At 71.1% G+C, this 12800-nt stretch carries 11 protein-coding genes; 7 read left to right on the top strand and 4 right to left on the bottom strand.

The genetic code is table 11. From position 1 onward, the window contains the following. Positions 1-3: 3 nt before the first annotated feature. On the bottom strand, positions 4-867 hold the full coding sequence (locus CcI49_RS03630; RefSeq protein WP_054567864.1) for an alpha/beta hydrolase: 864 nt from the start codon (positions 865-867) through the stop codon (positions 4-6). A gap of 422 nt (positions 868-1289) precedes the next feature. Between CcI49_RS03630 and CcI49_RS03625 the strand changes: the two genes are divergently transcribed. Beyond that, on the top strand, positions 1290-1928 hold the full coding sequence (locus CcI49_RS03625; RefSeq protein WP_054567358.1) for a TetR/AcrR family transcriptional regulator: 639 nt from the start codon (positions 1290-1292) through the stop codon (positions 1926-1928). A 113-nt stretch (positions 1929-2041) separates the two neighbouring features. On the opposite strand, the gene CcI49_RS03620 is transcribed toward CcI49_RS03625, so the two are convergent. The 3 genes from CcI49_RS03620 to CcI49_RS03610 all read right to left on the bottom strand — a co-directional run bounded on the left by CcI49_RS03620 (position 2042) and on the right by CcI49_RS03610 (position 5020). Next, on the bottom strand, positions 2042-2230 hold the full coding sequence (locus tag CcI49_RS03620) for a ferredoxin (RefSeq protein WP_054567357.1): 189 nt from the start codon (positions 2228-2230) through the stop codon (positions 2042-2044). After that, positions 2230-3519 (bottom strand): cytochrome P450, encoded by a 1290-nt coding sequence (locus CcI49_RS03615; protein ID WP_054567356.1) that lies wholly within the window; start codon positions 3517-3519, stop codon positions 2230-2232. Before CcI49_RS03615 ends, CcI49_RS03620 begins: the two co-directional genes overlap by 1 nt. A gap of 244 nt (positions 3520-3763) precedes the next feature. Beyond that, the gene (locus tag CcI49_RS03610) at positions 3764-5020 is read right to left on the bottom strand and encodes a cytochrome P450 (RefSeq protein ID WP_076824294.1); all 1257 of its coding nucleotides are present in this window, start codon (positions 5018-5020) and stop codon (positions 3764-3766) included. Positions 5021-5428: 408 nt separating this feature from the next. On the opposite strand from CcI49_RS03610, the gene CcI49_RS03605 reads away from it, so the two are divergent. The 6 genes from CcI49_RS03605 (at position 5429) to CcI49_RS03580 (ending at position 12745) form a co-directional block, all read left to right on the top strand. Further along, positions 5429-5935, top strand: coding sequence for a PaaI family thioesterase (locus CcI49_RS03605; RefSeq protein WP_054567354.1), 507 nt, complete (start codon positions 5429-5431; stop codon positions 5933-5935). Next, complete coding sequence (locus CcI49_RS03600; RefSeq protein WP_083749282.1) at positions 5932-7221, top strand: cytochrome P450; 1290 nt, start codon at positions 5932-5934, stop codon at positions 7219-7221. The genes CcI49_RS03605 and CcI49_RS03600 overlap by 4 nt, the downstream gene beginning before the upstream one ends. A 468-nt stretch (positions 7222-7689) precedes the next feature. Further along, positions 7690-8652 (top strand): LysR family transcriptional regulator, encoded by a 963-nt coding sequence (locus CcI49_RS03595; RefSeq protein WP_054567353.1) that lies wholly within the window; start codon positions 7690-7692, stop codon positions 8650-8652. Between the two features lie 267 nt (positions 8653-8919). Continuing rightward, complete coding sequence (locus CcI49_RS03590) at positions 8920-9861, top strand: PDR/VanB family oxidoreductase (RefSeq protein WP_054567862.1); 942 nt, start codon at positions 8920-8922, stop codon at positions 9859-9861. 266 nt (positions 9862-10127) lie between these two features. Continuing rightward, positions 10128-11255: an ABC transporter ATP-binding protein gene (locus tag CcI49_RS03585; protein ID WP_054567352.1), complete on the top strand. Its 1128-nt coding sequence runs from the start codon at positions 10128-10130 to the stop codon at positions 11253-11255. Positions 11256-11338: 83 nt separating this feature from the next. Next, positions 11339-12745: an ABC transporter substrate-binding protein gene (locus CcI49_RS03580; protein WP_076824292.1), complete on the top strand. Its 1407-nt coding sequence runs from the start codon at positions 11339-11341 to the stop codon at positions 12743-12745. Positions 12746-12800 lie beyond the last annotated feature (55 nt).

Here is a 12800-nt window from a genome sequence, read left to right as displayed (position 1 = left end):
GGATCAGGTGAGCGCGTCGGCGGCCCAGGAGGTGAGCACCGGCGCCAGCAGCGGCCAGCGCACGAACAGGCTGCCGGCCCGGGCCATGTCGGCCTGGCGCTCGAGGTACTCGCGGTCCCCCCACGGCGGTTCCGCCAGCCGGGCCTGCGGCAGCGCCGCGGCGAGTGCCTCCGAGACGGCCCGCGGGTGGAACGGGTCGCTCGCCCCGCTGCGCAGCACGAGCGCCGGAACCCGCACCGACCGCGCGACATCGTCGGGCAGGCCCGGGATCACCTCGCCCGGCCGCGCGCTGAAGGCGGCCATCCATCGCTGGAGCGTGGCGACGAACTCGGCGCGGTCCTGGGCGAGCAGCCGCTGCCGGTTGCGCGCGTTGGCGTCGAACGACGGGCCCCACTCCGGCAGGGCGGCCACCGCCTCCATCCCGGTCGTCCACGCGGCCGTGACGGACGCCGTGTAGTAGGCGTTCGCGAGGATCGTCAGGCCGGGCACACCCCCGCTGACCCACCACACGGCCAGCCCGGCCGCCACCTGGGGATGGTAGGCGGCGGTGAGCAGCGAGACATGGGACCCGACCGTGGCACCGGCGAGCACCGCCGGGCCGAGGTCGAGCTCGGTGAGCAGCGCCGCCAGGGTGTCGGCCTGCATCCGCGGCTCGCTTCCGCCGGCGAAGCAGAGGTCGGACTCGCCGCTGTTCGGCCGGTCCCACAGCAGCACCCGGTTACCGGGCGTGGCGAGGGCCGCGGCCAGCTCGGGCACCCCCGGAGTCCGTCGGGTGAACCGGCCGCCCAGGGTGAGGACCCAGGTCCGGTCGCCGTCGCCGACGAGGTCGTAGCCGATGCCGAGACCGTTGACGATCGCCTTTGCCACCAGGCGGACAGTAGCGGCAACGGCCTGCGGGCGAAACAGTTCGTGCGCTGCCGGGAGCCGCCGGCCGCACCGGTTCCGCGGTTTCCCGGTTTCCCGGCCGCGCCGCCGTCGCTGCCGGGCCGGGCCGGCCACGGGTTTTCTTTCGCCGGCCGGGCCTGCCAGGCATAATCCTGCCCACTCGTCGCCCGACCGGCCCGTAGCCAGGTGCGGGGAGCACCATCGCCAACCGCTCGTCGCGCGCTCTCGGGCGCACAGTCACCTGACACCTGCCGTCACGCACCACGAGACGGCCATCACGCACCACGAGACATCAAGGGAGCAGCGATGTGGCAGCCGCGCATCATCGGCTTTCGCTTATCGGGCCCGCCGATCGGGTTATGCCCGCATGCCCGCGGCCGGATTCCGGCAGGGGAGCGGGCGGCATGACCGCGGCGTCCCCGGTCCGGTTACGGGCCGATGCCCGGCGCAACCGCGGCAAAATCATCTCCACCGCGGTGGCCGCGTTCGCCGAGGACGGCCCGAACCTGCCCATGGAGGAGATCGCCCGACTCGCCGGGGTCGGCGTGGGGACGCTGTACCGGCATTTCCCGGACCGCCAGAGCCTGGTCCTGGCCGTCGTCGAGGACAGCCTGGCGGCGATGCTCGCCCGGGCGCATACCGCGGTCGAGGTGGGCCCGCGGGCCTGGGATGCCCTGATCGCCGTCCTCGGCGGCTCGCCGGAGCTCAGGTTCGCGCTGCGGACCCCGAGCCTGTTCCAGCCCGCGATCACCGAGGCGATCCGGACCGATCCGCGGGTCGGGCGTATCCGGCACGAGCTCATCGCGCTGATCGAGGAGCTCGTCGAGGCGGCGAAGCGGGAGGGCACCCTGCGGACCGACGTCGGGGCGGGTGACGTCACCCATCTCTTCGCGGTGCTGCTGCACGAGTCGCACCGGATGCCCGGCGAGGTGGCCGACCGCGTCTACGAGCGGGCCCGGGAGATCGTTCTCGACGGACTGCGCGCACGGCCCGGTGGGTTGCCGGGCCGCGCGCTTACCGTCCTCGACCTGACCGCGGACTGACCTGACCGCGGACTGACCACGGCCACCGAGCCTTCCGCCACGGCCGGACGAGCGGGCGGCCGCCGACCGGTGAGTCGACCGGTGAACGGCCAGCCGTGGATCGCCGAAAGGGGTCAGGACGCGCTGATGGCCTGCTCGGGGCAGTTGCTGACCGCGGCGTGGACAACGCTTTCGAAATCCGGCGGAACCTCGTCCACGATCACCACGGCGAAGCCGTCATCGGAGAGGGAGAAGACCTCGGGACACAGCGTGCAGCAGGTCGAATGCCCGCAGCAACGGTCCTCGTCGACGAAAACCTTCATCACACGTTCCTCGGCGCCAGCGTGAATTCCAGGTTGAGGTGGGTCAGCCCACGCAGGATGAACGTGGGCAGGTAACTGTAGCGCCGGTCGCCGGCCGGGCCGTGCACGCTCTCGGAAACTCGGATCTCGGTGGTCCGCTCCAGGATCCGCTCGATGGCGGCCCGCGTCTCGGCCCGGGCGAGCGGTGCGCCGGGGCAGGTGTGGATGCCGCGCCCGAACGCGACGTGGTGGCGCGCGTTCGGGCGGGCCACGTCGAAGACGTTGGGGTTCTCGAACCGGCGCGGGTCACGGTTGGCGGCGCCGTTCACGACCATCACGGTCGTCCCGGCGGGCAGGTCGACCCCGCCGACGGTCGTCGGCACCCGCGAAAGCCGGAAGTCGCCCTTGACCGGGCTCTCCAGCCGCAGCGTCTCCTCGATGAAGTTGCCGACCCGCTCGGGCTCGGAGCGCAGCAGATCCTGCAGCTCGGGATCCTCGGCCAGGATCTTCAGCGCGGAGCTGAGCAGCCGCACCGTCGTCTCCTGCCCGGCGGAGAACAGGTTCGCCGCCACCCGGACGGCGTCGATGACCTCCGGGGTCGAACCATCGGGGAAGGTCGCCTGGGCCAGCCCGGTGAGCACGTCGTCGCGGGGCTCGGCGCGACGGTCCTCGATGTAGGCGGTGAACTTGGTGTAGAGGAACTCCAGGGGGTTGTGCGCGAGATGGTCGTCGCCGGTGCTGCCGATGCCCGACTGCGACTCGGGCCGGCGCTGCAGCCGGTCGAGGAACTCCTCCTGGTCCTCCTCCGGCACGCCGAGCAGGTCGGCGATGATCAGCAGGGTGAACGGCCCGGCGAAACCGGAGATGTAGTCACCCTCGCCGCTGGCCAGATACGGGTCGAGCATCTGGTCGACGAGGTTCCAGATCTGGGCCTCGTTCTCCTTGAGCCGCTTCGGGGTGATCAGCCGCATCAGCAGCGCCCGGTGCGCGGTGTGGGTCGGCGGGTCCATGACGGGCAGCTGGTCGCTCATCGGCAGCTCGTGGCGGTGCGCCTCGATGAGCGCGGTGACGTCGTCGCCCTCGAGCGGCACGGGGAAGCCGGGGAAGGGGCCGGTCACCGAGGTGCACGAGGAGAAGGTCGCCGAGTCGTGGAAGACCTCGACGGCTTCCTCGTAACCGGTCACCATCACCACGTTGTGATGGTCCTCCCGCAGCACTGGGCAGCGATCGCGCATCTGCTCCAGGAACGGGTACGGGTCGGCGACGAGCTGCGCATCGCGGAAGTAGTCCGGCGTCTCAAGGTCACTCACAGTGCGGGGTGCTCCCTTCCCTGTCCTGCGAACTAGTCTCCCATCCAGGTTCGGCACGACACAAACGACGCGAGAACCGGACTCTCCCTCACTGTAACTGGACGTACCAGTGGACTTCGGGAGAGCCCGGCTGCGGACCGGCGCCGGGCGGCGCCGGATGGGCTGCGGGAGCTCTGTGCCGGGCTGGGAGCTGGGCTGGGCTGGGAGCCGGGCCGGCCAGGGCGGAGCGGGGCTGGGTCGGCGGTCAGCTGATCCGGACCGGGAGCGTGGCCAGCGCTCGATGGATGAGGCTCGGGAGATAGACGAGCTCACTCTCGTCGATGGCGAGCTCCAGGTGGGTGGATCCGGCGAGCAGCGCGCCGATCGCGGACGCGGCCTCGATCCGGGCCAGCGGCGCCCCGAGGCAGAAGTGGATGCCGACGCTGAAGCCCAGATGGCGCCGAGCCGGCGTCGGGCCGTGGAAGCGGGTGATGTCGAAGCGGTCCGGCTCCGCGTAGGCATCGGGATCGCGGCCGGCCGCGGCACTGACCAGCAGCACGCCGTCGCCGCGCCGGAAGGTGCGCCCGCCGACCTCGGTCTCCCGGGCCGCGGTGCGCATCGTGAACTGGGTCGGCGGGTCGAACCGCAGCACCTCCTCCACCGCGGAGGCCAGCAGCTCCGGCCGCTCGCGCAGCAGCGCGAGCTGGTCGGGGTGGCGAAGCAGGGTGAGCACCGCCGACCCGATGTAGTTGATGGACGTCTCCATCCCGGCGACGACCATCAGCGAGGAGACACCCAGCAGCTCGGTCTCGCTCAGGGCGTCGTCCCGGTCGCGCGCCGCGGCGAGCTTGCTGACCAGGTCGTCGGTGGGGTGTGCCCGGCGCTGCGCGATGAGCTCCTCGAAGTAGCGATGGAAGTCCAGCGTCGCCTTCTTGCGGGCCGCCAGCTCGTCCTCGCTCAGCAGGTTGTCCGGGTCGGTGCCCCGGGCGATCGCCAGCGCCCATCCCCGCAGCGACGCGCCGACGTCGTCGGGCACGCCGAGCAGCTGCCCCAGAGTCGCGCTCGCCATGGGTGCGGCGTACTCGCTGATGACCTCCAGCGTGCCGGTCGCACGGGCGTCCGCGACCAGCCGGTCGGCGTGTGCCCGGATGCGCGGCTCCATCGCGTTGACGATGCGCGGGGTGAACGCCTTGTTCACCAGCCCGCGCAGTCGGGTGTGGTCCGGGGGGTCCATGCGCAGGAAGGAGCGGGGCGCGCTGGCGTTGCCCTCGCGGAACGGGCTGATCCCGGCGTCGTACCCGTGCACCCAGTCGTCGCTCTGCAGCACGGCCTCGCAGTCGGCGTACCGGGTGACCACGGTGACGGGGATGTCGCCGAGCATGAACGGGCACAACGGCCGGGTCTGGCGCACCTGCCGGTAGTTGCGGTACGGATCGGCCTTGTGGGCCGGGTGGAATGCGGTGAACTCCACCTGGTCGGATTCGGCCTGGGTGGGCTCGGTGGAGACGTCTCCGGCGACCATGGCTGTCCCACTCCTGTCGTCCGCGCCGGCAGGTACGCACGGCACCTCGGCACCGGGCACGTCCGCAACGGCACTGTCGTCGTACGCCTGTCGTACGCGGGGGCGTGGCGGCGCGACCGCGCCGACGGGACGCACGATGTCCGATCGCACCGCCGACCGACAGCATGAGCGGCACAGTCCAATCGGGCGATTGCGCCAGCCGAGCCAGTCGGGCGACTGCGCCGGTCGGGCGACCGCGCCACCCGGGCGGCAGCCTGGTCCGTCCCGGCTGTGGCGGCCGGGAGGGTGTGGGTGGACCCGATCGATCGATTCGGGCTGCGAATGCATCTCGTCAGTCGCCGATGGCCGGGGTCACGATGCGGCCCGACGCATAGTTGGCCGACACCGACGCGCGGGGAGCCGCCGACCATGGACCGCACCCTGGACCTGGACCGTGCCACCGAACCGGTGGTCACCGTCGACCAGCCTGACCAGGCCCGCCGCCTGCGGGAGCTCGCCGACCTGGTGACCCACGGCCTGCGTGCGGGCATCGGCGTCGGTCACTCGCTGGGCGTGCTGCTGACCGAGCTCGGTGACGGCTCGTCGGTCTGGACGCTCACCCCGTCACCAGCCGCGGCGAACGCGATGATGACCGTCCACGGCGGGGTGATCAGCACGCTGATGGACACCGCGATGGGCAGCGCCGTCTACACCCAGCTGCCCGAGGGCGTGCTCTACACGACGCTGGAGCTGAAGGTGAACTTCATCCGAGCGGTCGCGCTGGACGACGACCTGCTCACCTGCGTCGGGTCCGCCGTGCACGTGGGACGTCGTACCGCGACCGCCGAGGCCCGGGTGACCAACCGGGCCGGCGCGCTGGTGGCCCACGGCACATCGACCTGCCTGCTGATCGAGCCGGCGGTGCCGGCATCATGACGGCCACGGCGACCGGCCCGGAGGGCCCGGCTCCCACGGACGCTGCGACCCCGATCGCGCCGGCCGGGGGGATCAGCGCCGAGGTGCTCGGCCAGGCGGTGATCGACTCCTTCGACCCGGCCTGGCGGCACGACCCCTACCGGGCATACGGCATCCTGCGCGCGGCGGGCACCTTCCTGCCGGGGCCGCTGGGCACGTCGCTGGTGCCCGGCTACGCCGAGTGCGCCGCGATCCTGGCCGACCCGGTGTGGAGCCACGCCGAGGAATCCGAGCTGCTGCACCCGGCCAGCGACGTCGAGCTGCCCGGATCCTTCCTGTGGATGGAGCCGCCGGACCACACCCGGCTGCGTGGCCTGGTGAGCCGGGCCTTCACCCCGCGGACGATCGAGGCGACCCGCCCGACGGCCCGTCGTGTGGTCGACGAGCTGCTCGACCGCGCGCTCGCCGTCGGCGAGCTGGACCTGATCGAGGATTTCGCCTACCCGCTGCCGCTGACCATGATCTGCGAGCTGCTCGGCGTCCCCGCCTCCGAGCACGCCGCGGTGCGGCGGATGTCGGCCGGGATCGCGCGCGGTCTGGATCCGGACGATCTTCTCTCACCCGCCGAGCTCGCCGAGCGCACCGCCGCGGTCGGGGAGTTCCGGGAGTTCTTCGGCGCCCTCGTGGCGGACCGCCGGGCCGACCCACGCGACGATCTGATCAGCGCGCTCGCGCAGGTGCACGCCGAGGGCGACCGGCTCACGACGACGGAGATGCTCGGCACCCTGCTCATCCTCGTGGTCGCGGGCCATGAGACCACGGTCAACCTGATCGGGAACGGTGTGCTCGCCCTGATGCGCAACCCCGATCAGCTGGACGCCCTGCGGCGTGCGCCGGAGCTGGCGCTGCCCGCAGTCGAGGAGATGCTGCGGTTCGACCCGCCGGCGCAGGTGACGACACGCACCGCACGCGGGGAGGTGACCGTGGCCGGCAGGGTCTTCACCCCGGGCGAGGCGGTCATTCTCGTGCTCGGTTCGGCCAACCGTGACCCGCGGGCGTTCGACGAGGCCGACCGGTTCCGCATCGATCGCTACGCGGGTGGGGCCCGGGTGAACCGCCATCTCGCTCTCGGGATGGGCCTGCACTACTGCCTGGGCGCGCCGCTGGTGCGGCTCGAGGTCAGCGAGGCGTTGCGCGCGGTCGCGACCAGGCTGACCGGGATCACGCTGCTGGCGGATCCGCCCCCGTACCGGCCGAACATCGTGGTCCGTGGCATGTCGGCACTGCCGGTGCGCGTCGCGGGCTGACCCGTCGGGACCGGGCACGCCCTGGTCCGGGCATTCCCTGGTCCGGGCATGCCCGGACCAGGGCCGATCTCGTTGTGGCCTGATCCGGGCCGCCGGTCGCCGGTCGCCGGTCGGCGACTGATCGACGGCATCGGCTGGCGGAGCCGGCCCGCGGAGGCGGCCCGTGACACGGACCCGCGGCTTGCGAACGCCTCGTGCAGCCGCCCGTGCGACTGCCCATCCCTATTGCTCGCGCAAATTCCCGTCCCATCCGGTTCTTCATAGCGTGTCGTCGGGATATCCGCCCGAAGTCGACGAAAAAGCGGCGCAGGACACATTGCGGTGCGGCTGCGGAATAAATTCCGCACCGATCCGCAGGCGTGCCGGCGCACCCTGGCAGCCGAAGAATTACTCGTGGCTTACTCGGGCTTCATCGTCTGTTAGGCAGCCACACTAGACTGGCGAGCGGGGGAATGAGGGAGGACGCTCGTGGAGTTCCGTCATCTGGTCTCTTTTCTCGCCATCGCCGATGAAGTCCACTTCGGTCGGGCCGCGCGCCGGCTCAACCTGACCCAGCCCTCACTGAGCCAGCACCTGGCCCGCCTTGAACGCGAGGTCGGTGTGCAGCTGGTCGCGAGAAACTCGCGTGAGGTGCGTCTCACTCCCGCCGGTCACGCGTTCCGGGGTGAGGCCAAGAAAATCCTCGAGCTGAAGCGCCGAACGCTCGAAATCACCCGTGACACCGCCGCCGGCCGGGCCGGGAAGATCAACATCGGATTCAACCTGCCGGCGGGGCACCGCATTCTTCCGCCGACGCTCGCCCACATGCACACGTCCCACCCGGGAGTCGTGCCACGGCTGTGGGAGCGGCGGACCGGCCCGCAGATCAAGAGCCTGCTCAGCGGTGAGCTGGATGTCGGCTTCATCTTCGGGCTGCCGCCCACCTCCAGCCTGCACTCGAAGGAGGTGCTGCGGGTCCGAATTCTCGCGGTCGTCGGTGAGCATCATGAATGGGCCGCGCGGGCGCAGGTGCCGTTCGGCGACCTGGAACGCCAGCCATGCCTGCTGTTCCACCGCACCCAGTGCCCGGCGCTCTACGACACGATTTCCCGGGCGGCCGACCGGGCCGGCATAAAGCTCCGGGTCGTGGCCGAGGTCGACGATCCCGGCGCGAGCGCATTGTTGGTCACCACCCGGCCGGTGGTCGGATTCGCCTCACAGGAACGCGCACTCGGCATCGCGGGTGCGCGTGCGGTACCACTGGTCGACCCCGTGCCGACGATACCCGTGCACGTCGTGTGGCGCCCGCCACGCACCCGCCTGGTGGAAACCCTGCTGGACAGCCTGGAACACGCCGAAGCCGACCTGGAGCGCGAGCAGCAGACCACGGAGGCGAAAAGCGATCAGTCTGCCACGGCCCGGCGATCGAACTTTTCAATGATGGCACCCTGAGCGGTTCGCCGGCCGCCGGGGCGTCGCTACCGTGGGAAGGCCCTGACCTTTTCCAGAACCAGTGATCGCTCACCATCTCGCGGTCCACGGCCAGCTGCCGTGAGCCCGCGTCGACGATGGAAAAGGATTCAGTATCCGTCGGGAATTCCCGGGAGGTCGTCCGTGTCCTTGTCCTCGTCTGTGGCACCGTCTGCCGCCCCAGGGCCGGATCAGTCCGGAGCATCTGGCTCGCGGCGTGATCCGTCCGGGGGCGGACCGGAGTTGACGCTGATCGTCCGCGCCCGGCGTTCCCTGGCCCTCGACGTGGTCTGCTTCGACCTGGCCGACCCCGCGGGCGCCCCGCTGCCGGCGTGGACGGCCGGCGCGCACGTCGATGTCACCGTCCGGCCGGGCCTGACCCGTCAGTACTCGCTGTGCGGTGACCCGTCCGACCGGGGGGTCTGGCGGATCGCCGTCCTGCGTGAGGCCGCCGGCCGGGGCGGTTCGATGCACCTGCACGACCGGGTCGGGGCCGGCACCACGCTGACGGTCAGCCACCCGCGCAATGCCTTCGCGCTGGTCGAGGCGCCGAGGTACCTGCTGGTCGCGGGCGGTATCGGGATAACCCCGCTGATGCCGATGGTGGCCGACCTCGCGGCGCGCGGTGCCGACTGGAGCCTGCTCTACGGTGGGCGGGCACTGGCGGCGATGGCGTTCGCCGAGGAACTGGCCCGGTACGGTCCGCGGGTCGTCCTGCACCCGCAGGACACCCACGGCCTGCTCCCGATCGGGGACGTCCTCGGTGACCTGGCGGGCTCCGGCGCGCACGAGGGGACCGCGGTGTACTGCTGCGGGCCGGAAGGCCTGCTCGGCGCGGTCGAGGCGGCCTGCGCGGCCTGGCCGGCCGGTGCGCTGCACACCGAGCGCTTCCGGCCGGCGGAGCCGGCTGTCCGCGACGGCGACCACCCGTTCGAGCTGCGTCTCGCCCGCAGCGGGCGGGTGCTCACCGTCCGGCCTGGACAGTCCGTCCTGGCGGCGTTGGAGTCCGCCGGTGCGGCGGTCACGTCGTCCTGCCGGGACGGCACCTGCGGCACCTGCGAGACAGCCGTGCTCGGCGGCGACGTGGACCACCGCGACACCGTTCTGAGTCAGGCCGAGCGCGCGGCCGGCCGAACGATGATGGTGTGCGTTTCGCGCAGCCTGGGCGAGCGTCTGGAACTGGACATCTGAAATCCACCAGAAATTACTCCCGGCCAATTTCAGGAGAATCAGCCGGGGTCTGGTCATCCGTCTGGGCAATCGCCTCATCCATAAATGCAATCGGCTGACTCCGGAATAAGCGTGGACCGTATTCTTCACCCGCGCGCTCTCCACACCGAGCCGGTATCCCACCGGTCTCGGGCCGGGCTGACAGGCCATCGGAGCCGGGGGAGCCGGGAGATCAGCGCACGGACAACGGGACACCACAGGTCGCGCCCGGGGGAGGAGCCAGCAGCGTGGGCAGGATCGTGCTCGACGGACTGACCAAACAGTACGGAGACGTCGTCGCCGTCGACGGCATCGATCTCGACATCGCCGACGGCGAGTTCCTCGTGCTGCTCGGTCCGAGTGGCTGCGGGAAGTCGACGCTGCTGCGGCTGATCGCCGGCCTGATACAGCCGTCCGGCGGCCGGGTGCTGCTCGACGACGAGGACATCACCTACGCTCCACCGGCCCGGCGTGACCTCGCGATGGTGTTCCAGAGCTACGCCCTGTACCCGCATCTCACCGTCGCGCGCAACATCGGTTTCCCACTGCGGGCCGCGCGGATGCCTCGCGCGCGGATCCGGCAGCGGGTCGAGGAGGTCGCGGCCCTGCTGGAGCTCGACGGCCTGCTCGAACGGCGGCCGCGGGAGCTGTCCGGCGGCCAGCGCCAGCGGGTCGCGGTCGGCCGCGCGATCATCCGTGATCCACGTGCCTTCCTCATGGACGAGCCGCTGTCCAACCTGGATGCCAAGCTGCGCCAGGCGACCAGGGCGCAGTTCCGCACCCTGCACGAGACCCTCGGTGCGACCGTCGTCTACGTCACCCACGACCAGGTTGAGGCGCTCAGCCTGGCGACCCGGATCGCGATGCTCGACGGCGGCCGACTGGAACAGGTCGGCACCCCGACCGAGGTCTTCGACGAACCGGCGTCGGTGTTCGTCGCCGGTTTTCTCGGCTCCCCGCCGATGAACCTGCTCCCGGCCCGGGTGGAAGGACACGACGGCCGGGTGCGGGTGGTCGCCCAAGGCGTGGAGGTCGACCTCTGGCCAGGTGAGGAGGTCGAGAGCCGGGACGTCATCCTCGGCATCCGGCCCGAACACCTGCGCCAGACCGACAGCGCGGGACCGGTCGGGACACCGGTCCTGCGCGGGGAGGTGCAGGCGGTCGAGAACCTCGGCGCGGAGGAATCGGCCCAGTGCACCGTCGGTGGCGCCGTCGTGCAGTTCCGCGGCGCCCGGCCGCTCGGCCTCGCCGCCGGGCAGCCGGTCGTGCTCACCACCGCCCGTGACCATATCCACCTGTTCGACCGGAGCAGCGGGCGCCGGCTGGCCTGGCAGGCACGCCAGAAGCAGCCGACGCCCGTCGCGCCGCACCGCTGAGGAACGTCAGCGCGCCGCGACGATCCGTCGCTTACGACAACGCATCACATCGACGCCAGGTACGACTGTAAAAGGAGCAAGACGTGATTCGACGGCGCTCTGCCCGGGGCGTGGCAGCCGCCTGCGCTGCCGCCCTCGCGCTGACACTCGGCCTCGCCGCGTGTGGATCGGACGACGGCGACGAGACCGCGGCGTCCCCCGCCTCCCCCACCGTGAAGGCGGTACCGGAGCTGGGTCCGGACCAGAAGGTCTCGATCGTCTTCGAGAGCTACAACCTCGCCCAGGCCTCCTGGACACCGACCTTCGACGCCCTGGTCGCGGACTTCCAGAAGAGCCACCCGAACATCACGGTCACCGCGCAGAAGCCGCAGACGTCCACCCTCAAGGGCTTCGGCACGGCGGCCACCGCCAGCATCCAGGCGCAGCTGGCCACCGGCAACGCCCCCGACGTCGCCCAGCTCACCTTCGGCGATCTCAACTACGCCGTCGAGTCGCTCGGCGCGAAGCCGCTCGACGACATCGTCGGGCGCGACGCCGTCCAGGAGAACTTCGGCGGGACGCACCCGTTCGCCCCGGCTGCCAAGACCCTCGGTGACGTCGACGGCAAGACCTTCGGCGTGCCGTTCGTGTTCTCGACGCCGGTCCTCTACTACAACGCCGACCTGTTCCGCGCGGCCGGCCTCGACCCGGAGAAGCCGCCGACGACCTGGGCGGAGTTCAAGACCGCCGCGCTGGCGATCAAGGACAAGACCGGCAAGCAGGGCGCCTACATCGACTGCCTCACCAAGGTCTCCGGTGACTGGTGCTACCAGGCGCTGGTCGCCTCCAACGGCGGCACGGTGATCTCCGCGGACAAGACCAGGATGACCTTCGCCGAGGCGCCCGCCGTCGAGGCCGTCACGATGGCCCAGGACCTGGTGAACTCGGGCGCCAGCCCCAAGCTGTCGCAGGACCAGGCCTACCCGGCCTTCTCCCGCGGTGAGATCGGTATGATCATCGAGAGCAGCTCGGCGCAGGGCGTCTTCATCAAGGGCGCGGCCGGCTCCAAGCCGGCGTGGACGCTGAAGGCCGCCACCATGCCGGCGTTCGGCAGCAAGCCCGTCGTCCCGACGAACTCCGGTGCCGCCCTGTTCATGTTCTCCAAGGACCCGGCGAAGCAGCGTGCGGCCTGGGAGCTGATCGAGTTCCTGACCAGCGACGCCGCCTACACGAAGATCACCAGTGGCATCGGCTACCTGCCGCTGCGCACCGGCCTGCTCGACGACCCGAACGGCCTCAAGACCTGGGCCGCCGAGAACCCGCTGATCAAGCCGAACCTCGACCAGCTGGCCAAGCTCAAGCCGTGGGTGTCCTTCCCCGGCAAGGACTACGTCCAGATCCGCACCGCGATGCTCGGCGCCGTCGAGAACGTCGTCTACAACGGCGCGGACCCGAAGAAGACCCTGACCGACGCCCAGGCCGAGGCAACGAAGCTGCTGCCCAAGTCCTGAACGGCGTCGACCAACCCGCGGCCGTCGGTGAACCGGCGGCCGCGGTGACGAACCA

Origin of the sequence: Frankia sp. CcI49 (assembly GCF_001983215.1) — a bacterium.
In the GTDB taxonomy this organism is placed as follows: Bacteria; Actinomycetota; Actinomycetes; order Frankiales; family Frankiaceae; genus Parafrankia; species Parafrankia irregularis.
The sequence above is the reverse complement of the archived record's forward strand: the minus strand, read 5'-3'. Positions and strand labels throughout refer to the sequence as shown.

Coding starts and splice junctions, on each gene's coding strand:
- CcI49_RS03625 (WP_054567358.1), top strand. CDS start 1,290: ATGACCGCGGCGTCCCCGGTCCGGTTACGGGCCGATGCCCGGCGCAAC.
- CcI49_RS03620 (WP_054567357.1), bottom strand. CDS start 2,230: ATGAAGGTTTTCGTCGACGAGGACCGTTGCTGCGGGCATTCGACCTGC.
- CcI49_RS03610 (WP_076824294.1), bottom strand. CDS start 5,020: ATGGTCGCCGGAGACGTCTCCACCGAGCCCACCCAGGCCGAATCCGAC.
- CcI49_RS03605 (WP_054567354.1), top strand. CDS start 5,429: ATGGACCGCACCCTGGACCTGGACCGTGCCACCGAACCGGTGGTCACC.
- CcI49_RS03600 (WP_083749282.1), top strand. CDS start 5,932: ATGACGGCCACGGCGACCGGCCCGGAGGGCCCGGCTCCCACGGACGCT.